This is a genomic window from Paraburkholderia antibiotica, assembly GCF_012927125.1.
GTDB lineage: Bacteria > Pseudomonadota > Gammaproteobacteria > Burkholderiales > Burkholderiaceae > Paraburkholderia > Paraburkholderia antibiotica.
In genome coordinates this window covers 1-20,538 of the sequence record NZ_JABBFZ010000007.1, presented here as the reverse complement: position 1 = coordinate 20,538, position 20,538 = coordinate 1, and the positions used below count along the sequence as shown (strand labels likewise).

The following is a 20,538-nucleotide window of genomic DNA, read 5'->3' as shown; positions in this document are numbered from 1 at the left end:
GGCTATTTTACCCGAAATGGCTCGGCCCGAGGAGGCCGTCGGCGGTGCGTAGGGCGCGCACGTCGTTCGCGGGGCGTCCATGCAGCGTCCGCGGCTCGTCTTGTGACCGGGCAAGGCCGCCTTTACACTCACGCGACTTTTCCGGGCGCCACGCCGCGCCCGATCCCTGACCTACGGAATCCTTTCAATGAACGCCGTTCCTCCCGCCTCCGCGACTGAAACCGGCGCCGGCACAGGCACCAGCGCCGCCGCCGCCGTCAAACCGGGCTACGCGGGCCGCGCGCTGCTCGCCTCGGTGCTCGGCTATGCGATGGACGGCTTCGATCTGCTGATCCTCGGCTTCATGCTGCCGGTGATTGCCGTCGACCTGCATCTGAGCTCGGCACAGGCCGGCGCGCTCGTCACGTGGACGCTGATCGGCGCGGTCGCGGGCGGCGTGATCTTCGGCGTGCTCAGCGATTATTACGGCCGCGTGCGCATGCTGACGTGGACGATCCTGATCTTCGCGGTCTTCACCGGTCTGTGCGCGCTCGCGCAGGGTTATGCGGATCTACTGATCTACCGGACCATCGCCGGGATCGGCCTCGGCGGCGAGTTCGGCATCGGCATGACGCTGGTCGCCGAAGCGTGGCCGGCGGCGCAGCGCGCGCGGGTGTCGTCGTATGTCGGGCTGGGCTGGCAGCTCGGCGTGCTGGCGGCCGCGCTGCTCACGCCGTTGCTGCTGCCGGTGATCGGCTGGCGCGGGATGTTCGCGCTCGGCCTGCTGCCGGCGCTCGTGTCGTTTTTCGTGCGACGCGGCGTCGAGGAGCCGGCGTTGTTCAACGAGCGCGTCGCGCGCGGCATGCGCAAGCTGCCGCTCAAACTGCTGTTCGCCGATGCGCGCACCACGCGCGCGAGCCTCGGCGTGACGATCCTGTGTTCGGTGCAGAACTTCGGCTATTACGGGCTGATGATCTGGCTGCCGAGCTATCTGTCGAAGACTTTCGGCTATTCGCTGACCAGATCCGGGCTGTGGACCGCCGCGACGATTCTCGGCATGGCAGCCGGCATCTGGCTGTTCGGCATCGCCGCCGACCGCTTCGGCCGCAAGCCGACGTTCCTGTTTTACCAGGCGGGCGCCGTGGTGATGGTGTTCGTGTACGCGCAATTGACCACGCCGGTGGCGCTGCTGATCGGCGGCGCGGCGATGGGCGTGTTCGTGAACGGGATGATCGGCGGCTACGGCGCGCTGATTTCCGAGCTTTATCCGACCGACGCGCGCGCGACCGCGCAGAACGTGCTGTTCAATGCGGGCCGCGCGGTCGGCGGCTTCGGCCCGGTGGTGGTGGGCGCGCTGGCGGCGCGTTATTCGTTCGCGGCGGCGCTTGGGCTGCTCGCGTCGATCTATCTGCTCGACATCGTCGCGACACTGTTTCTGATTCCTGAACGGCGCGGCGCCGAACTGGAGTAACGAACGCTTGTAACGGACAGCTGGCCGCGGCTGCCGATTCAGTGCGCCATTCGAGTGTCGAATAACTGCGAATGCGTGGCCGATGTGCCGCGCATCATCAAACTGTTACGGGGCGGAAAACCGCGCGGAGATGCGGCGTCGCAGCATCTCCAGCCCCTGTTTCGCTAATGGCGAGTCCTGTTAACCACCCAGTGCATCGACGCATCCGGGGTGTACACTGATCGGCCCGCGAAGCACTCCACATCGTCCCGTACTTCGTCGAGGTAAGTCATTCGCCAACCGGCGCATGCGAAAACCGCCTCGGTCGGCTATCCGTCTGACAGATGCAAGCGAAGCAACGGTGTGGTGCCCCCGGTGCCCAATTACTTACGTCTCGCAGGCCTAGAAATGGACGAACAACTCAAGCAAAGCGCTCTCGCATACCACCAGAATCCGAAACCCGGCAAGATTTCGGTGACGCCCACCAAGCCGCTGTCGAACCAGCTGGATCTGTCGCTGGCGTATTCACCGGGTGTCGCCGCGGCCTGTATGGCAATTTACGAGACCCCGCTCGACGCCCAGAAGTACACGTCGCGCGGCAATCTCGTCGGCGTGATCACGAACGGCACCGCGGTGCTCGGTCTCGGCAACATCGGCCCGCTCGCCGCGAAGCCGGTGATGGAAGGCAAGGGCTGTCTCTTCAAGAAGTTCGCCGGCATCGACGTGTTCGACATCGAACTCTCCGAGTCGGACCCGGACAAGCTCGTCGAGGCGATCGCGATGCTCGAGCCGACGCTCGGCGGCATCAACCTTGAAGACATCAAGGCGCCCGAGTGCTTCTACATCGAGAAGAAGCTGCGCGAACGTATGAAGATTCCGGTCTTCCACGACGATCAGCACGGCACCGCGATCATCGCGTCGGCGGCCATCCTGAACGGCCTGAAGGTGGTCGGCAAGAAGCTCGACGAAGTGAAGCTCGTCTGTTCGGGCGCGGGCGCGGCGGCGATCGCGTGTCTGGACCTGCTCGTCAATCTCGGCCTGTCGAAGAAGAACATCCTCGTCACCGACTCGAAGGGCGTGATCTACGAAGGCCGCGGCAACCTCGATCCGTCGAAGGAACGCTATGCGGCGAATACCGACGCGCGCACGCTGGCCGACGCGATCCGCGGCGCCGACGTGTTCCTCGGCTGCTCGAGCGCCGGCGTGCTGAAGCCGGAGATGGTCGTCGAAATGGGCACGCAGCCGCTGATTCTCGCGCTCGCGAACCCCGAGCCGGAAATCCGCCCGGAAGACGCGAAGAAAGTGCGCCCGGACTGCATCATCGCGACCGGCCGTTCGGATTACCCGAACCAGGTCAACAACGTGCTGTGCTTCCCGTTCATCTTCCGTGGCGCGCTCGACGTCGGCGCGACCACGATCACGGAAGAAATGAAGCTCGCGTGCGTGCGCGCGATCGCCGAGCTGGCCGAGGAAACCGACCAGGGCGATGAAGTCGCGAAGGCCTACGAAGGCCACTCGCTCGAATTCGGTCCCGAGTATCTGATTCCGAAGCCGTTCGATCCGCGCCTGATCATCAAGATCGCGCCGGCCGTCGCGCAAGCCGCGATGGATTCGGGCGTCGCGACCCGTCCGATCCTCGACATGGACGCGTACCGCGAAGAACTCGGTACTACCGTCTACCGCACCGGCATGGTGATGCGTCCGGTGTTCGCGGCGGCGAAGTCGGAGCCGGCTCGCATCGTGTTCGCGGAAGGCGAAGACGAGCGCGTGCTGCGCGCCGCGCAATTCGTGCTGCTCGAAAAGATCGCGAAGCCGATCCTGGTCGGCCGTCCGTCGGTGATCGAGATGCGTCTGAAGAAGATGGGCTCGAAGCTCAAGTGCGGCGAAGACTTCGAGGTCGTCGATCCGGAAGACGATCCGCGCTATCAGAAGAGCTGGCAGGCGTATCACGAACTCGGCGCGCGCGAAGGCGTGACGCCGGACGTCGCGAAGGCCGCGATGCGCAAGTTCAACACGCTGATCGGCGCGATCCTCGTGCGTCTCGGCGAAGCCGACGGCATGATCTGCGGGATGATCGGCCAGTACCACACGCACCTGAACTTCATCGAGAAGGTGCTCGGCAAGGCCGACGACGTGCAGAACTTCGCCGCGATGAACCTGCTGATGCTGCCGGGCCGCAACCTGTTCATTTGCGATACGTATGTGAACGAAGTGCCGACCGCCGAGCAACTGGCCGACATGACGATGCTCGCCGCGCGCGAAATCGAGAAGTTCGGCATTACGCCGAAGGTCGCACTGCTGTCGAACTCGAACTTCGGCAGCGCGCCGTCGTCGTCGTCGCAACGCATGGCCGCCGCGCGCAAGTTGATCATGGAGCGCGCGCCGTCGCTCGAAATCGACGGTGAAATGCATGGTGACGCGGCGCTGTCGGAGACGATCCGCAAGGCCGCGTTCCCCGGCACGACGCTCGCCGGCGAAGCGAACCTGCTGATCATGCCGAACGTCGAAGCGGCGAACATCGCGTACAACCTGCTGAAGGTGGTGGGCGGCGAAGGCGTGACCGTCGGTCCGTTCCTGCTCGGCGCGGAAAAGCCGGTGCACATCCTGACGCCGGCCGCGACCGTGCGACGGATCATCAACATGACGGCGGTCGCTTCGGCGAACGCGCGCAAGTCGGTGAACGCGAAGTAAGGTGTAGCGCGTGAAGCTGAAGCGCGCGGGCCGATAAGGCGCGCGCTGCGACGGCCTCAGCAACGACAACGCCACGGAACCCATGAGGTTCCGTGGCGTTTTTTTATGGGCGTAAAAAAAGCGGCGATCCGTGAGGACCGCCGCTTTTGCGTTTCGGCTACGTCGGCGAAAACGCGTCAGGCCGCGTGCTGCGTCTTGCCTGCATCGGGTGAGCGCCAGCGCGAGAGCAGCTCGTTCCACCTGATGCGCACGCCCTTCAGGTTGTTTTCCTTCACGTGCCCATAACCGCGGATGCCGTCTGGCAGATTCGCGAGCTCGACCGCGAGATCGCGTTTCTGCGCGGTGAGTCCGCCGATCAGCTCGCGCACCAGCGCTTCGTATTCGCCGATCAGCGCGCGCTCGGTGCGACGCTCCCCGGTGTTGCCGAACACGTCGAGCGCGGTGCCGCGCAGGAACTTCAGCTTCGCGAGCATGTGCATCGCACGGAACATCCACGGACCGTATTTCTTCTTCACCAGATGGCCGTGCGCGTCTTTCTTCGAGAGCGTCGGCGGCGCGAGATGCAGATGCAGCTTCCAGTCGCCTTCGAACGTCGCGTTCAGTTTTTCGATGAACGCCGGGTCGCTATACAAGCGCGCGACCTCGTATTCGTCCTTGTACGCCATCAGCTTGTGCAGATTTTTCGCGACCGCCTCGGTGAGCGGCAACTGGCCGTCGACGGCATCGAGCGCTTCTTCGGCGGTCCGCACCTGCGACACCAGCGCGCGATAACGCTGCGCATACGCGTGGTTCTGCCACGCGGCGAGGTAGTCGGCGCGCTTGTCGATCAGCGTGTCGAGCGCCTTCGGCGTGTGCAGCGCGATGATCTTGCCGCCCGCGGCATCCGTTGCCGCCGCGCCGCGTCCTTGCGTTTGCGCGAGCTTGCGCACCGCGCCGAGATCGTGCGCGGCGCGCCGGCCCCATTCGAACGCCGCGCGGTTCTTGTCGATCTGCACGTTGTTCAGCTCGATCGCGCGAATCAGCGACTCGTGCGTGAGCGGCACCCAGCCGCGCTGCCACGCGTAGCCGAGCACGAACGGATTCGTGTAGATCGCGTCGCCGAGCAGCGCGACCGCGAATTGATTCGCGTCGACGGTCGAGACGTTGTCGTCGCCGGCCGCGGCGCGCACGTCGGCTTCGGTGCTGCTGCCGGGGAAGCGCCAGTTCGGGTTCTTGATCAGTTCGGCCGTCGGCGTGTGCGCGCTGTTCAGCACCACGCGCGTGCGATCCGCCTGCATGCGCGACACGCATTCGTCGCTGGCGGTCACGATCGCGTCGCAGCCGATCACGAGGCTCGCTTCGCCCATCGCGATGCGGGTCGCGTGGATATCGGCGGGCTGGTTCGCGATCTGCACGTGGCTCATCACGGCGCCGCCTTTCTGCGCGAGGCCGGTGACGTCGAGCACGGTGACGCCCTTGTTCTCCAGATGCGCGGCCATGCCGAGCAGCGCGCCGATCGTGACGACGCCTGTGCCGCCGACGCCCGTCACCAGCACGCCGTACGGACGGTCGATGGACGGCAGCTCGGGTTCCGGCACCGGCGGCATCGCGTCGGCCTCAACGCCCGACGCCGCTTTCGGCTTGCGCAATTGCCCGCCCTCAACGGAGACGAAGCTCGGGCAGAAGCCGTTCACGCACGAGAAGTCCTTGTTGCAGGTCGACTGGTTGATCTGGCGCTTGGTGCCGTACTCGGTGTCGAGCGGCTCGACCGACAGGCAGTTCGACTTCACCGAGCAATCGCCGCAGCCTTCGCAGACCGCCTCATTGATGACGACGCGCCGCGCCGGATCGGGATACGTGCCGCGTTTGCGGCGGCGGCGTTTTTCGGTCGCGCAGGTCTGGTCGTAGATCAGGATCGTGGTGCCCGAAACTTCGCGCAGCTGACGCTGCACGTCGTCGAGCTGGTCGCGGTGATGAATGTCGACGCCCGGTGCGAGGCCGACGTTGGCCGCGTACTTCTCCGGCTGATCGGTGACGATGACGATTTTCGCCGCGCCTTCGGCGGCCAGTTGATGCGTGATCTGCGGCACGGTCAGCACGCCGTCGACCGGCTGGCCGCCGGTCATCGCGACCGCGTCGTTGTACAGCAGCTTGTAGGTGATGTTCGCCTTCGACGCGATCGCCGCGCGGATCGCCAGCAGCCCCGAGTGGAAGTAGGTGCCGTCGCCGAGATTGGCGAATACGTGCTTGTCGTTCGTGAACGGCGCCTGGCCGATCCACGCGACGCCTTCGCCGCCCATCTGGCTGAACGTGCTGGTGCTGCGATCCATCCAGACCGTCATGTAATGACAGCCGATGCCGGCCATCGCGCGCGAGCCTTCCGGCACGTTGGTCGACGTGTTGTGCGGGCAGCCTGAGCAGAACCACGGCTTGCGCTCGACTTCGACGCGAGGCCGCGCGAGCGCCTTTTCCTTCGCTTCGATCACCGTGATGCGCGCGGCGATACGCGCGCGCACGTCCGACGGCAAATCGAACTTGTCGAGCCGCGTGGCGATCGCCTTCGCGATGATCGCGGGCGACAGCTCGTAATGCGCCGGCAGCAGCCAGTTGCCCATCGGCACCGACCATTCGCCGCCCGCGCCGTCCTTTTCGTCGAACTTGCCGAACACGCGCGGACGCTGCGCGTCGGGCCAGTTGTACAGCTCTTCCTTGATCGCGTATTCGAGGATCTGGCGCTTTTCCTCGACCACCAGAATTTCGTGGAGACCGCGCGCGAAGGCCTGCGCGCCTTGCGCTTCGAGCGGCCACACGCAGCCGACCTTGTACAGACGGATGCCGATGCGCGAGCAGGTTTCGTCGTCGAGACCGAGGTCGGTCAGCGCCTGACGCACGTCGAGATAGGCTTTGCCGCCGGTCATGATGCCGAAGCGCGCGTGCGGCGAATCGATTTCGACGCGGTCGAGCTTGTTCGCGCGCACGTAGGCGAGGCCGGCATACCACTTGTAGTCGAGCAGCCGCGCTTCCTGCACGAGTGGCGGGTCGGGCCAGCGGATGTTCAGGCCGCCGTCGGGCATCATGAAATCTTCCGGCAGGACGATCTGCGTGCGGTGCGGATCGATATCGACGGATGCCGACGATTCGACCACGTCGGTCACGCACTTCATCGCGACCCACAGGCCCGAGTAGCGGCTCATCGCCCAGCCGTGCAGGCCGAAGTCGAGATATTCCTGCACGTTCGACGGAAACAGCACCGGCAGCCCGCAAGCCTTGAAGATGTGTTCGGACTGGTGCGCGAGCGTCGAGGATTTGGCCGCGTGGTCGTCGCCGGCAAGCACGAGAACGCCGCCGTGGCGCGACGAGCCGGCCGAGTTGCCGTGCTTGAAGACGTCGCCGGAACGGTCGACGCCAGGGCCCTTGCCGTACCACATCGAGAACACGCCGTCGTATTTGGCGCTCGGGTACAGATTGACCTGCTGCGAGCCCCATACGGCGGTGGCGGCAAGGTCTTCGTTGACGCCGGGCTGGAACACGACCTGATGCGCGGACAGATGCTTTTTGGCTTTCCACAGCGACTGGTCAAGTCCGCCGAGCGGTGAGCCACGGTAGCCGGAGATGAAGCCGGCCGTGTTCAGGCCGGCGGCGCGGTCGCGTTCCTGCTGCAGCATCGGCAGACGTACCAGCGCCTGGATGCCGCTCATGTACGCGCGGCCGCGATCGAGGGTGTATTTGTCGTCGAGCGTGACGGAAGACAACGCGGCTTCGAGCGAGGCTCGCTGACCTGCGTCTAGCGGGGCATTCATTATGTGTACTCCTCCACTCAGCTTGGGATCACCAAAACTTTTCTGGGCCCCGACATCTTGTGAATGCTGGGGCCGGGGTCGTCATATTGACGCGTTTTAGCCGATGGTAGCACTGGTGGAAACCCGCCGCAGTGGTTTCAAAAAAGCTTGTGCGCGATAGATTTTTGAGTCGAAACGTTGCGCGTTGTCGGCAAATTTCATGCAATTGAGCTGCATTTGGAGACGAATACGCTGATGTTGCGACTGCGCATGTAACAGGGTGTAAAAACTGCAAATCTGCCGAACTGTAGTGAAAACAACTGTCTAATCCCCGACCTGCAAGCAGTGCCCGTGTAACGCCGCACATTCTGCGCGGCTTCGGGGCAGCAGGGCAGTTAGACAAGGAGTACGCATGAACACTAGAAACATCCAGACCTTCCTGATGGTTTCCGCCGCCTTTTTCGCCATGAGTGCGCCGGCGCGGTCGAACCCGGGCAGCATGGGCGCACTTTCCAACGCGATCAACCGTACCGCGCAGGTCGCGCCGGCGCGTGAGGAAACGAGCCGGGCCACGCGGTCGTTCAAGCTCGACGAGGATCGGCAGAATTCGTGACGCGCCGCGCAGGCGGAGCGTCTTTCAGCAACCACCGGCCGCGGCTTCGACGAGAGCGGCGGCGTAAATAAGCAAAAAGGGCGAGGATCTTGCGATCCTCGCCCTTTTTTCATGTGCGTTTTTATGTGCGCTCTCATGCGCGTTGCCGGCCGGCAGACCGGCCGGCGGCCCGGCGCTCAGCTTTTGTCCTGCACCACGCCGCGGCGAATCTGGTCGAGTTCGATCGATTCGAACAACGCCTTGAAGTTGCCTTCGCCGAAGCCCTGATTGCCTTTGCGCTGGATGATCTCGAAGAAGATCGGGCCGATCTGGTTCTCGGTGAAGATCTGCAGCAGCAGATCGTCCGGCGCGCCGTCGATCAGGATCTTGCGCTTGCGCAGTTCGTCGAGCGGTTCGCCGTGATTGGGCACGCGGCGGTCGACGAGTTCGTAGTAGGTATCGATCGTGTCGAGCAGCGAGATGTTCGATTCGCGCAGGCCGTCGACGGTGCGGTAGATGTCGCCGGTGCCCAGTGCAATGTGCTGAATGCCTTCGCCGTGATAGGCGTCCAGATATTCCTGGATCTGGCCGGCGGTATCCGAACCTTCCTCATTGATCGGAATGCGGATCTTGCCGCACGGCGAGGTCATCGCTTTCGACTTCACGCCCGTCACCTTGCCCTCGATGTCGAAGTAGCGGACTTCGCGAAAATTGAACAGGCGCTCGTAGAACTCGGCCCATTCCTGCATGCGGCCGCGATGCACGTTGTGCGTCAAGTGATCGATATAGGTGAGACCGTGGCCGGCTGGGTTCGGGTTCGCGCCGGGGATCGGTTCGAAGTCGACGTCGTAGATGTCGATATCGCCGATGCTGTTCGGCTGCGCGCCGTTCTTGCCGCGCCAGCGATCGACGAAGTAGATCAGCGAATCGCCGATGCCCTTGATCGCGGGGATGTTCAGCTCCATCGGGCCGGTCTTGTTATCGAAGCCCCACGCGCCTTTTTCGAGTGCCTGGCTGTAGGCCTTGGCCGCATCCTGAACGCGAAACGCGATCGCGCAGATCGACGGACCGTGCAGCCGCGTGAAGCGCTGCGCGAACGAATCCTTTTCGGCGTTGACGATGAAGTTGATGCCGCCCTGGCGATACAGCGTGACGTCCTTATGCCGATGTCGGGCGACGGCGGTGAAGCCCATGCGCTCGAACAGTTTGCCGAGTGCTTTCGGGTCGGGTGCGGTGTATTCGATGAATTCGAAGCCGTCGGTGCCGACGGGGTTCTCCCAGGTTGAAACCTGCATAGTCTGTCTCCGGTGTCGATGAGCGCAAGCGCTGACGTATGGCTTCATGCCCTGCGGCCATCCGGGGCAGCACGTCAGCGCTTGCCCTTGATAACCGCGACCAAGTAAAGCAAGTGTAGAGCTGTGAAGAGGGCGAAAACTTGCGAACTTAATCGCACGTCGCTAGGCTTGAGCCAGTTTATGGCTCAATTCAAACGATATGCGGCATAACATGGCTAATTCAGAGATAGATGCGATCGACCGGCGCATCCTGACCATCCTTCAGGAGAATGGCCGGCTGTCGAATCAGGAAATTGCGGAGCGGATCAATCTGTCGCCGAGCCCGTGCCTGCGACGGATTCGCCGGCTCGAGGAAAGTGGCGTGATTCGCGGCTATGTGGCGCTGCTCGACGCGCAGCGCCTCGGCCTCGATCTACTCGCGTATGTCAGCGTGCGGCTCGAGAAGGGCGGCGGCCGGGCGTTCAGCCCGCATGGCGAAGCGACGCACGCCGATCTGTTCGGCGCGGCCGTGCAGACATGGCCGGAAGTGGTGGCCTGCCACGCAATGACCGGCGAGATGGACTACCTGCTGCGCGTCCAGGTCGAGGACATGGCGCACTTTTCGCGCTTTGTGCAGGATCAGTTGCTGCGTCACCCGTCGGTGATCGATGTGAAATCGAGCTTTTCGCTCGAAAAAATCAAGGAAACGACAGCGCTGCCTATTTTGTAGGCGCGTTGTGAGCGCGCTTGCAGGCGCCGACTCCAGGCACTGATTCCAGGCGAGAAGCGGGAGACCGCGGATAGAAAAAAGGGCGACCTTGCGGCCGCCCCTCTCTCATTTCCCCGTAGCGATTATTCAGGCAGCGACAGCCGCCGGCATGAACGACTCGAACAGTCGCGATGCCTGGCGCGCCTGGCGCTTAAGTGCGTAGTCGAACACTGCGGCTTGCTCCTGCAGCATTTCCGCAAGAATGCTCGACTGGTCGGCCGGTGACAGCGTCAGATAGGCGTCTGCTTCGCCGTACGCGTATTCGATCTTCATACCGGCCTTTTTGGCGATGTGCATCATTGTCGAATTGCGCGACAGACAGTGGATGTAGAGCATCGTCACGTGCGTGTTGCGGCTACGGATCGCCGCGCGCTCGAACAGCCGGGTGCCGATACCCTGACCGCGTGCGCTTTCGAGCACGGACACGCCGAATTCGGCGGTGCGCTTGTCGCCTTCGGCCGGCAGATAGGCCAGATGGCCGACGCCAGTCAATTCCAGCTTGCTGTTGAACACGCCGAACACCGTGTCACGCGTGAAGTCGATCGCACGCACGTAGTTTTCGATCACGTGGTTCGGGACGACCTGACCGAAACGCAGCAGACGGTCATCTTCGTCGAGCGCGAGAAAGTGGGTGAGCAGCCGCTCACGGTCGATCGCGGTGAGTTCGCGGACCAGAACGGGCGCACGTCCGGCAGACAGCGACGGACGATCGTTCGAGGCGATCGGCTCGGCGGAGCTAGGGGGCAGCAGGTTCATGGTCGGGTTCTCCTTTTGATCAGACGGTGTTGTGCACCGCAAAATCAATTTTACCGGAAAGCCAAGACTATCACTAGGGAAAACCCGTACTAAAATCTGAAGAAAATATCTAAAACACTAAAGCCCTATTTTTAATTTATTGATTTTTAACGAATAAATAAAATGAACGAGCGTTCGTGACAAGATGCCGCATGAATCGTAGATTCGCGCGGTCATTGGTGTGAACAATGTTGCTTTGCGGCATTGGTTAATTTTGCCGGAAGCCTCGACTGCCCCGTGCGAGGCGCCATCCAGATCGGATGGGCCGCTTCAGGTGCTTCCTCTACGGCAAGTCCGGCGGGCCAATTCGAGCCGCCTCAGCTTTACTTCGCCGGTGTCGACCCCAAACCATGGTCGACCATACCCACGACCTGCTCGGCGAATTCGGCGTAGCCCATCCGGCCGTCGGGCTTCAGCCACGTGAACGTCCAGTTGATCATGCCGAACACCATCATCGTGAGTGCGGTCTGGTTGTCGCGGGTCGCGCGCTCCGGATACGCGCGCGCGAGCTGCCTCGCGAACGCCGCGACCACGTCGCGCTGACGGTTCAGGATGATTTCGCGCTGCGCATCGACCAGATACTTGACGTCGTTCAGCAGCGCGACGTGCCGACTGTGCGACGTCTCGTATTCCGACAGGAACGCGCGGATCAGCTCGGCAAAACTCTCGCGCTCACTCAGGCCGCGCCGCTGGCTCGCACCTTCCACTTCCGCGATGATCAGCATCAGCCGCTTCGTGTAGCGATCGAGCAGGTCGAACAGGATCGCTTCCTTGCTCTCGTAATAGTGATAGAGACGCGCTTTCGAGGTGCCGCTCGCGGCGGCGAGATCGGCCATCGACGTGCTCGGGTAGCTGGTCTGCGCGAATTTGGCCGCAGCCAGTTCGAGAATCTGCTCGCGTTGGGTTTCGTGGTCGGGGGCTCGGGTGCGGGCCATAGTTGTCTGTTTTATTGAGGTGAGCAGGGAGCGAGCGCCGCGCACAGTTCGAGCGAGCGCCATGCGTTCGCGTCGCCGCGCAGGCGGATGCGCCGCAGCGCCGCGAGTTCGCGCATGCGCCACAGCACGATGCTGTCGCTGACGAGGAACCACAGCTCGGCGGTCATCACGTCGGCGGCGACGCGCGACGCGGGCTGCCAGTCGTTGCCCGCGCGATCGAGGATCAGCGCATCGAGCTCGGCGAAGCTGCTGCTCCTGAACGTGTTGTCGCGCCAGCGCCGGGTCTCCCCGTTGGCATGCTTGACCTCCTGCCATTCGAGCGCGAGCCGGCTGATGCGCAGCACCGAAATCGGCGCCGCGTCCGGCAGACGTGCCTGCAGCACGTCCGGCGCGAACATGCCGACCGACGTCGCGCGGTCCTTGCGGGTATGCGCCCACGCCTGCGGATCGGTCAGATCCGCAACCGACAGACGCACTTCGTTCAGGCGCTGCGGACTGTTGCGCAGCAGATAGCAGACGCGCCGCAGCATCAGCTGATCGGACGAGCTTTCGCCGTGCCAGACCACGAGATTCGCGGTGCTGGTCACGAGATTGTTGAGCATCGTGGTCTGCTCGCGGAATTCGCGCAGAAAATCCCGACGCGTGTCGCCGCTGACGCGCTCCCAGAAGTCGGCGCGCACGTGCGGCCCGTCGTCGACACCGCGCAAGGGACCGACCGCGAGATCGTCCCGCAGCGCCTGCACGCGGTCGTCCCGGCCCGCCTGGGTCAGCGCGGTGCGCAGGGATTCGGCGGCGACGTCGCCATTGGTGAGGTGAATCGTGCTCATTGGCAAAGGCTGGCTGTGACGCTAGCGGCTGTAACGAAAAGAGGCCGCTCGCCGATCGGGAAACCGATGTCCCCGTCGATGAGCGGCCCCTAGTGTAAGCGGATCGAGAAATGGCCGAAAGCGGCGGCCGTCGTGTTATCCCGGTGCTGTGGTCAAGCCGCGCGGCCGCCGATACACGGTCAGTCCGCAGTCAGGCTAAGCCTGCGCGCGAATCAGCGCTCGTCGTAACTCACCACCACGCGCTCGCTAACCGGATGGCACTGGCAGGTCAGCACGAAGCCGTCGCGGATCTCGTGCTCTTCGAGCGTGTAGTTCTTTTCCATCTTCACTTCGCCTTCCAGCACCTTCGCACGACAGGTGCAGCAGACGCCGCCCTTGCACGCATACGGCAGCGCGAGGCCCGCGCGCAAGCCGACGTCGAGCACGCTGACGCCCTGATACGGCAGACGCAGCTTGCGCCGCTTGCCGTCGAGCACGATTTCGAGGTCGGCGGCGGGGGTGTTTTCGGTGATTTCGACCGGCGGCACGCCCGCTTGCGGCAGCGGCGTGCCAAAGCGCTCGACGTGCACCTTGGCGGGCGGCACGCTGGCTGCCTTCAACGCGGCCTCGGCGGCGTCCATCATCGGTGCGGGGCCGCAGATGAACGCTTCGTCGATCGCGTCGGCCGGCAGCAGCTGTTCGAGAAAGGCTGCGCACTTTTCCTGATCGAGGACGCCGTTGAACAGTTCGACGTCCTGCAGATCGTCCGACAGCACGTGATACAGCACGAAGCGGTTCATGAAGCGGTTCTTCAGATCCTCGAGCTCTTCGGCGAACATGATCTGATCGACGCTGCGGTTGCCGTAGACCAGCGTGAAGGTGCTGCGCGGCTCGACTTCGAGCGTGGACTTGATGATCGCGAGCACCGGCGTAATGCCCGAACCGCCCGAAAACGCGAGGTACTGCTTGCCCTGATCGGCGTTCAGATGCGTGAAGAAACGGCCGTCCGGCGTCATCACGTCGATCGTGTGACCGGGCTGGAGCGTGTCGAACGCGAAGTTCGAGAAACGCCCGCCGCGCACGCGCTTGATGCCGATGCGCAGTTCGCCGTCGCGATCGTAGTCGGTGACGCCGACGCAGATCGAATACGAGCGGCGCGTTTCCTCACCGTCGATATGCGTCTTCAACGTGACGAACTGGCCCTGCGTGAAGCGATACAGATCGCGCAGTTCGAGCGGGACTTCGAAGGCGACGGAGACCGCGTCGGCGGTTTCGGGGCGCACTTCGCGGATACGCAGCGGATGAAATTGCGGGGTGGCCATATCAGTACGGTTTGAAGTAGTCGAAGGGTTCGCGGCAGTCGATGCAGCGATACAGGGCCTTGCAGGCGGTCGAGCCGAATTGCGCGAGCCGCTCGGTGTGGGCGGAACCGCAGCGCGGGCAGGCCGGCGCCGGTAGCGAGCGTGGCACGAAGCGGATGACTTTCTCTTTCGAGCCGGCGCTGGCGTTCGCGTCGTGGCTGCCGCATTGGCCTGTCGGCGGTGCGATGCCGTAGGCGCGGAGTTTTTCGCGGGCGTCGGCGGTGATCCAGTCGGTGGTCCAGGCCGGCGCGAGCACGGTGGCGATCCGGTACGGCCCGAGCTGCGCGGCGTCGAGCGCAAGACCGATGTCTTCCGCGATCTGCGACATCGCCGGGCAGCCCGAGTAAGTCGGCGTGATGACGACTTCGAGTGCGCCGTCGGCAGCGTGCCGCACGTCGCGCAGAATCCCGAGCTCGCGGATCGATACCACCGGGATTTCCGGATCGGGCACCGCTTCGAGCACGCTCCATGCGCGGTTGAGCGTGGCGTCGGTCGGGTTCGCGGTGTGCGGGGCGGTCGAGGTCGTCATGGCGTGCTTACCAGGTGGCGCCCGGATGCTGGCGCGCGAGGCTCTGCATCTCGGCGAGCACGAAACCCATGTGCTCGGAATGCTCGCCGTGCTTGCCGGTCGTCACGTGCTTGACCGGCTCGGGCAGCGTCAAGGTGGCTTCGTCGAGCGTCGCGTGGATGTCGGCGAGCCACGCGGTTTCGAGTTCCGACGTGCGCGGGCCGATGCCCGCCGCGGCGATCACGTCTTCCACCGCGTCCGCGCTGAAGAATTCCCGCGTGTACGGCATCAGATAGTCGAGCGCGGCCTGCGCGCGACGGTGCGACTCATCGGTGCCGTCGCCGAAGCGGATCAGCCACTCGCTCGCGTGGTGCACGTGGTACTGCGTTTCCTTGATCGACTTCGCCGCGATGGCCGCGAGTTGTTCGTCGGTGGAGGCGGTCAGCGCGCTCCACAGATGCATCATCAGCGCCGAGTACAGGAAATTACGCACGATCGTGACCGCGTAGTCCTTCTCGGCATGCGCGGTGCCGGCAAGCGGGCCGTAATGCGGCAGCTCGGCGAGCGTGTAGTTCGCGAATTCGCGCTCGGCGCGGAAGTACGCGTAATCGTCTTCGGTGCGCTGACGGCCGTTGAGCTGCTGGTCGAGCGTGGCGGCGTGCGTGTAGAGCAGACGCGCCTGGCCGATCAGGTCGAGGCTCATGTTCGACAGCGCGATGTCCTCTTCGAGGATCGGGCCGTGGCCGCACCATTCGGAGTTGCGCTGACCAAGGATCAGCGCGGTATCCGCGAGGCGCAGCACGTACTGGAGATGTTCAGGCGTGATAGACATGGCCGCGCTTACATGTGGTTGACTTCGTCGGGGAGCGTGTAGAACGTCGGATGGCGGTAGATCTTGTCCGCCGCCGGTTCGAACAGCTCGGCTTTTTCGTCCGGCGCGGAGGCCGTGATCGCCGACGACGGCACCACCCAGATGCTCACGCCTTCCTGGCGGCGCGTGTAGACGTCGCGCGCCATGCGCAACGCCATCTGCGCGTCGGCGGCGTGCAGGCTACCGCAGTGTTTATGGTCGAGTCCCTGCTTGCTGCGCACGAACACTTCCCAAATCGGCCATTCCTTGTTCATTGCTGATCTCCTGATTCCTCTGATGTGCGGCGCCGTTCAGGCGGCTTGCTGGTGCGCGCGCTGGCGCTTTTTTTCGGCATGGGCGAGTGCGGCTTCGCGCACCCAGGCGCCGTCGTCATGGGCTTTCACGCGGGTGGCGAGACGCTCGCGGTTGCACGGGCCGTCGCCGTTGACGACGCGCCAGAACTCTTCCCAGTCGATGTCGCCGTAGTCGTAATGGCCGCGCGCCTCGTTCCATTTCAGGTCCGGGTCTGGCAGCGTGACGCCGAGCACCTTGGCCTGTTCGACGGTCGCGTCGACGAATTTCTGGCGCAGGTCGTCGTTGGTGATGCGCTTGATGCCCCACTTCGCCGACTGGTTGCTGTGAACCGAATCCTTGTCGCTCGGGCCGAACATCATCAGTACCGGCCACCACCAGCGATTCACCGCCTGCTGGACCAGTTCGCGTTGCGCGTCGGTGCCGGCCATCATCGACAGCAGCGCGTCGAAGCCCTGACGCTGATGGAACGACTCTTCCTTGCAGATCCGGATCATCGCGCGGGCGTACGGGCCGTACGTGCAGCGGCACAGCGGAATCTGGTTCATGATCGCCGCGCCGTCGACCAGCCAGCCGATCACGCCGACGTCGGCCCACGTGGGCGTCGGGTAATTGAAGATGCTCGAATATTTGGCCTTGCCGGAGTGCAGCGAGGCGATCAGCTGATCGCGCGAGACGCCGAGCGTTTCGGCCGCGCTATACAAATAGAGGCCGTGGCCTGCTTCGTCCTGCACCTTGGCGATCAGGATCGCCTTGCGCTTGAGGCTCGGCGCGCGCGTGATCCAGTTGCCCTCCGGCAGCATGCCGACGATTTCCGAATGCGCGTGCTGCGAGATCTGCCGGACCAGCGTTTTGCGGTACGCGTCAGGCATCCAGTCTTGCGGCTCGATCTTGCCGTCCGCGGCCATGACCGAGTCGAAGCGCGCCTGTTCGGGCGAATTCGCGTCCGCGTCGAGCGGGGCGACATTGCCGGGAATATCCAGGGATTGCGTGTACATGGGGGACGCTCTCTGCGGAAGTTGTCTGTGTCGGTGCAGTATAAATCAACCGACCGGTCGGTTAATAAATTTTTTGAAGATAATCAGGGGAATCGATAGGGTGGAGGGAGGGCGTCGGCGTCTGGCCATCGATACCTTTGCGGCGGGTTCGACCACTGCTCGTCGCCCCGCTCCGACACTTACGCCGGTAAAATTGCGAATTGGCCGCGATTTGCGGCCCACTTGCATCTCCGGTACCTCATGTTACGTCTAAGCGAAATCAAACTCCCGCTCGATCATCCCGAGAGCGCTCTCGAGGCGGCCATCCGTGCGCGCCTCGCGGAACTCGGCGTGGCGAAAGACGGGCTCATCCGATACACCGTGTTTCGCCGTGCGCACGACGCGCGCAAACGCGCCGACATCAAGCTCACCTACATCGTCGATGTCGAGGTCCAGGATGAAGCGGCCGCGCTGAAGCGGCTCGCCGACGTGCCGCATTGCGGCGTGGCGCCCGACATGAGCTACAAGTTCGTCGCCCACGCGCCCGCGCAACTGAGCACGCCGCGCCCGGTCGTGATCGGCATGGGGCCGTGCGGGCTGTTCGCGGGGCTGATCCTCGCGCAGATGGGCTTCCGGCCGATCATCCTCGAGCGCGGTAAGGCCGTGCGCGAGCGCACCAAAGATACCTTCGGCCTGTGGCGCAAGTCGGTGCTCAATCCCGAGTCGAACGTGCAGTTCGGCGAAGGCGGCGCGGGTACGTTCTCGGACGGCAAGCTCTACAGCCAGATCAAGGACCCGAAGCACTATGGCCGCAAGGTTCTCGACGAATTCGTGCAGGCGGGCGCGCCGGAAGACATCCTGTATCTGAGCCGGCCGCATATCGGCACGTTCCGGCTTGTCAGCATGGTCGAGAAGATGCGCGCGAAGATTCACGAGCTCGGTGGCGAAGTGCGTTTCGAAACACGCGTCGACGACATCCACATCGACGATGGCAAAGTGCGCGGCCTGACGCTGTCGACCGGCGAAACGCTGCGCTGCGACCACGTGGTGCTGGCGGTCGGCCACAGCGCGCGCGACACGTTCCAGATGTTGTTCGACCGTGGCGTCTACGTCGAGGCGAAGCCGTTCTCGCTGGGTTTTCGCATTGAGCATCCGCAAGGTGTGATCGATCGCAGCCGTTTTGGCAAATTTGCCGGTCACAAACAGCTCGGCGCAGCCGACTATAAGGTAGTGCACCACTGCAGCAACGGGCGTGCGGTTTACAGCTTCTGCATGTGTCCGGGCGGCACGGTGGTCGCGGCTACGTCGGAACCGGGGCGTGTCGTGACGAACGGCATGAGCCAGTACTCGCGCGCGGAGCGTAATGCGAACGCGGGTATCGTGGTCGGCATTACGCCGGAAGACTATCCGGGCGGCCCGCTTGCCGGTATCGCGTTCCAGCGCAAGTGGGAAGAGCGGGCGTTCGAACTCGGCGGCGGCAACTATATGGCGCCGGGGCAGCTGGTTGGCGACTTTATCGCGGGGCGGCCGTCCACGTCGCTCGGTTCGGTGGTGCCGTCGTACAAACCGGGCGTGCGGCCAACCGACCTCAGCACCGCGCTGCCCGACTATGCGATCGAGGCGATCCGTGAGGCGCTGCCGCAGATGGAAAAGAAAATCGCGGGTTTCGCGATGCATGACGCGGTGCTGACGGGCGTTGAAACGAGAACCTCGTCGCCGGTTCGTGTGCGTCGCGGCGACGATTATCAGAGCGTCAATACCAAAGGGCTGTATCCGGCGGGCGAGGGCGCGGGGTACGCCGGTGGGATTTACTCCGCGGCGATCGACGGAATCGAGGTTGCCGAGGCGGTCGCGCTGCAAATCATGAGCGAGCAGAACGGCTGAGTTGGAACGGGCATCAATGTGCGATGCCTGGCGCGAAGGGAGGCGCGGGTGATTGGGCGCGATCGTCGGCTGTCACCGTGGCGATCGGGCACAATGCGCGTTTCGCCTCAACCGATCATCCGAATGACCCTTCGCACTTTGGCTGCCGCATGCGGCGCGGCGCTGCTTGTTCAATTTGCTCCATTGGCGGTTTCCTCGCGCGCAGTCGCAGCCGAAACGCCCGGACATTGGGTCGCCGTGTGGGCGACCGCGCTGCAACCCATTCCGCAGCGGGCTGAACTGCCGGCGCTGTATCGCGCGCCGGAAGTTGCCGGGCGCACGGTCCGACAGATCGTTTATCCGACGCTGTCCGGGACTACCGCACGAATTCATCTGAGCAATGTGTACGGCAAGGCGCCGCTTGTGATCGAGGATTTGCGCATTGCGCGCTCGGCTGGCGGCGCGGCGGTGGCCGAGGGCAGTGAAAGTCGCGTGACGTTCGGCGGCCGGGGTGTGGTCAGCATTCCGCCGGGCGGGGAACTGGACAGCGATCCGATTGCGATCCAAATCACCGAGGGCAAGCCATATGCGATCAGCGCGTTCATGGGGCCGGATCAGCTGATCGTCGCGTGGCACCGCGTGTCGAATCAGGTGAGTTACGTGTCCACTCCAGGCAATCATGCGGCCGACGCCTCCGCTGCGGCGTTTCGCGGCCGATTCACCCAGTACGCGTGGGTGACGGGGTTATCGGTGGAGGCACCGGCGTCGACCTCGACCGTTGCCGCAATCGGCGACTCCATCACCGACGGCATGCGTTCCAGCCTGAATCAGAATCGTCGTTGGCCGGACGGATTGGCCCGGCGGTTGGCGGCGGACGGCGCGCAGTCCGCCGCGGTCGTCAATCTTGGTATTAGTGGTAACCGGCTGCTGAGCGACTCGCCTTGTTATGGGGATGCGCTCGCGAGTCGCTTCGAGCGCGACGTGTTGCGGCGCCCGGGCGTGAAGGCCGTGGTTCTGCTGATCGGTATCAACGACATCAACTTCGCGGCGATGCCTCCACATGGCGGCCTCGACTGCGATTTTCCGCATACCTCGGTAACGGCCGCCGATCTGATTGCCGGCTACCAGCGGGTGATCGCCGCTGCGCGGCACGCTGGTGTAAAGGTGTTCGGCGCGACGCTGACGCCGGCGTCCCTGCCGCCGGAGCGGGAAAACATCCGGCTCGCGGTCAATCAGTGGATCCGAACGAGCCATGCTTTCGACGGTGTCGTCGACTTTGACGCGGCGCTACGCGACAGGGCACAGCCGGATCGTCTGCAACGCGCTTTCGATAGTGGCGATCACATTCATCCTGGCGACGCAGGCTACGCGGCGATGGCCGATGCGATCCCTGTTGAGGCGCTCCTGAACGCCACCCGGAAGTGAGCGCCAAGATTTTTTAAGCGAAAGCGAAAATGGTGTTGACGAAACGATAAAGAGTCTCCATAATCCCGTTTCTCTGCTGCAGACGCAGCGACGCAAACGAAGCGGTGCCGGTGGTTGTAGGTGCTGTGATTTGCGAACGATCTTTAAAAACTAACAGCCGATAAGTGTGGGCGCTTGATGCGGAAATGCACTG

17 protein-coding genes are annotated in these 20,538 nt (G+C 63.8%); 6 read left to right on the top strand and 11 right to left on the bottom strand.

Going from position 1 to position 20,538, the window contains the following annotated elements; translation table 11 throughout:
- The first annotated feature begins 187 nt into the window (after positions 1 to 187).
- Both HHL14_RS14115 and HHL14_RS14110 read left to right on the top strand, forming a co-directional pair.
- Positions 188 to 1,450 carry an MFS transporter gene (locus tag HHL14_RS14115; protein WP_169498239.1) on the top strand — a complete coding sequence of 421 codons (1,263 nt, stop codon included), beginning with the start codon at positions 188 to 190 and terminating at the stop codon, positions 1,448 to 1,450.
- A 387-nt stretch (positions 1,451 to 1,837) separates the two neighbouring features.
- A complete protein-coding gene (locus HHL14_RS14110; RefSeq protein WP_169498238.1) occupies positions 1,838 to 4,120 on the top strand; it encodes an NADP-dependent malic enzyme in 2,283 nt (760 codons plus the stop codon).
- A 176-nt stretch (positions 4,121 to 4,296) separates the two neighbouring features.
- Here the strand turns inward: HHL14_RS14110 and HHL14_RS14105 are convergent, their stop codons facing one another.
- A complete protein-coding gene (locus tag HHL14_RS14105) occupies positions 4,297 to 7,899 on the bottom strand; it encodes an indolepyruvate ferredoxin oxidoreductase family protein (RefSeq protein WP_169498237.1) in 3,603 nt (1,200 codons plus the stop codon).
- Between the two features lie 391 nt (positions 7,900 to 8,290).
- On the opposite strand from HHL14_RS14105, the gene HHL14_RS14100 reads away from it, so the two are divergent.
- A complete protein-coding gene (locus HHL14_RS14100) occupies positions 8,291 to 8,491 on the top strand; it encodes a hypothetical protein (RefSeq protein ID WP_169498236.1) in 201 nt (66 codons plus the stop codon).
- A 176-nt stretch (positions 8,492 to 8,667) separates the two neighbouring features.
- Here the strand turns inward: HHL14_RS14100 and hppD are convergent, their stop codons facing one another.
- Positions 8,668 to 9,765 carry a 4-hydroxyphenylpyruvate dioxygenase gene (gene hppD / locus HHL14_RS14095; protein WP_169498235.1) on the bottom strand — a complete coding sequence of 366 codons (1,098 nt, stop codon included), beginning with the start codon at positions 9,763 to 9,765 and terminating at the stop codon, positions 8,668 to 8,670.
- 211 nt (positions 9,766 to 9,976) lie between these two features.
- Between hppD and HHL14_RS14090 the strand changes: the two genes are divergently transcribed.
- Positions 9,977 to 10,474 carry an Lrp/AsnC family transcriptional regulator gene (locus HHL14_RS14090; protein WP_169498234.1) on the top strand — a complete coding sequence of 166 codons (498 nt, stop codon included), beginning with the start codon at positions 9,977 to 9,979 and terminating at the stop codon, positions 10,472 to 10,474.
- A gap of 126 nt (positions 10,475 to 10,600) precedes the next feature.
- On the opposite strand, the gene HHL14_RS14085 is transcribed toward HHL14_RS14090, so the two are convergent.
- The 8 genes from HHL14_RS14085 to paaA form a co-directional block, all read right to left on the bottom strand.
- A complete protein-coding gene (locus tag HHL14_RS14085) occupies positions 10,601 to 11,269 on the bottom strand; it encodes a GNAT family N-acetyltransferase (RefSeq protein WP_169498233.1) in 669 nt (222 codons plus the stop codon).
- Between the two features lie 362 nt (positions 11,270 to 11,631).
- A complete protein-coding gene (locus HHL14_RS14080) occupies positions 11,632 to 12,243 on the bottom strand; it encodes a TetR/AcrR family transcriptional regulator (protein ID WP_169498232.1) in 612 nt (203 codons plus the stop codon).
- 11 nt (positions 12,244 to 12,254) lie between these two features.
- Complete coding sequence (locus tag HHL14_RS14075; protein WP_169498231.1) at positions 12,255 to 13,070, bottom strand: DUF1835 domain-containing protein; 816 nt, start codon at positions 13,068 to 13,070, stop codon at positions 12,255 to 12,257.
- A 212-nt stretch (positions 13,071 to 13,282) separates the two neighbouring features.
- A complete protein-coding gene (paaE, locus tag HHL14_RS14070) occupies positions 13,283 to 14,371 on the bottom strand; it encodes a 1,2-phenylacetyl-CoA epoxidase subunit PaaE (RefSeq protein WP_169498230.1) in 1,089 nt (362 codons plus the stop codon).
- Between the two features lies 1 nt (position 14,372).
- Positions 14,373 to 14,939 (bottom strand): 1,2-phenylacetyl-CoA epoxidase subunit PaaD, encoded by a 567-nt coding sequence (gene paaD / locus HHL14_RS14065; RefSeq protein WP_169498229.1) that lies wholly within the window; start codon positions 14,937 to 14,939, stop codon positions 14,373 to 14,375.
- A gap of 7 nt (positions 14,940 to 14,946) precedes the next feature.
- Positions 14,947 to 15,750, bottom strand: a complete 804-nt coding sequence (gene paaC, locus HHL14_RS14060) for a 1,2-phenylacetyl-CoA epoxidase subunit PaaC (RefSeq protein WP_169498228.1) — start codon at positions 15,748 to 15,750, stop codon at positions 14,947 to 14,949.
- A gap of 8 nt (positions 15,751 to 15,758) precedes the next feature.
- Complete coding sequence (gene paaB / locus HHL14_RS14055) at positions 15,759 to 16,043, bottom strand: 1,2-phenylacetyl-CoA epoxidase subunit PaaB (RefSeq protein WP_169498227.1); 285 nt, start codon at positions 16,041 to 16,043, stop codon at positions 15,759 to 15,761.
- A 36-nt stretch (positions 16,044 to 16,079) separates the two neighbouring features.
- Positions 16,080 to 17,078: a 1,2-phenylacetyl-CoA epoxidase subunit PaaA gene (paaA, locus tag HHL14_RS14050; protein ID WP_169498226.1), complete on the bottom strand. Its 999-nt coding sequence runs from the start codon at positions 17,076 to 17,078 to the stop codon at positions 16,080 to 16,082.
- 240 nt (positions 17,079 to 17,318) lie between these two features.
- On the opposite strand from paaA, the gene HHL14_RS14045 reads away from it, so the two are divergent.
- The gene (locus HHL14_RS14045; protein ID WP_169498225.1) at positions 17,319 to 18,941 is read left to right on the top strand and encodes an NAD(P)/FAD-dependent oxidoreductase; all 1,623 of its coding nucleotides are present in this window, start codon (positions 17,319 to 17,321) and stop codon (positions 18,939 to 18,941) included.
- A 123-nt stretch (positions 18,942 to 19,064) separates the two neighbouring features.
- Positions 19,065 to 20,345 (top strand): SGNH/GDSL hydrolase family protein, encoded by a 1,281-nt coding sequence (locus HHL14_RS14040; protein WP_169498224.1) that lies wholly within the window; start codon positions 19,065 to 19,067, stop codon positions 20,343 to 20,345.
- Positions 20,346 to 20,358: 13 nt separating this feature from the next.
- Here the strand turns inward: HHL14_RS14040 and HHL14_RS32840 are convergent.
- Positions 20,359 to 20,538 (bottom strand): hypothetical protein (locus HHL14_RS32840; protein ID WP_206002325.1); only part of this gene is annotated, 180 nt, incomplete at its 5' end.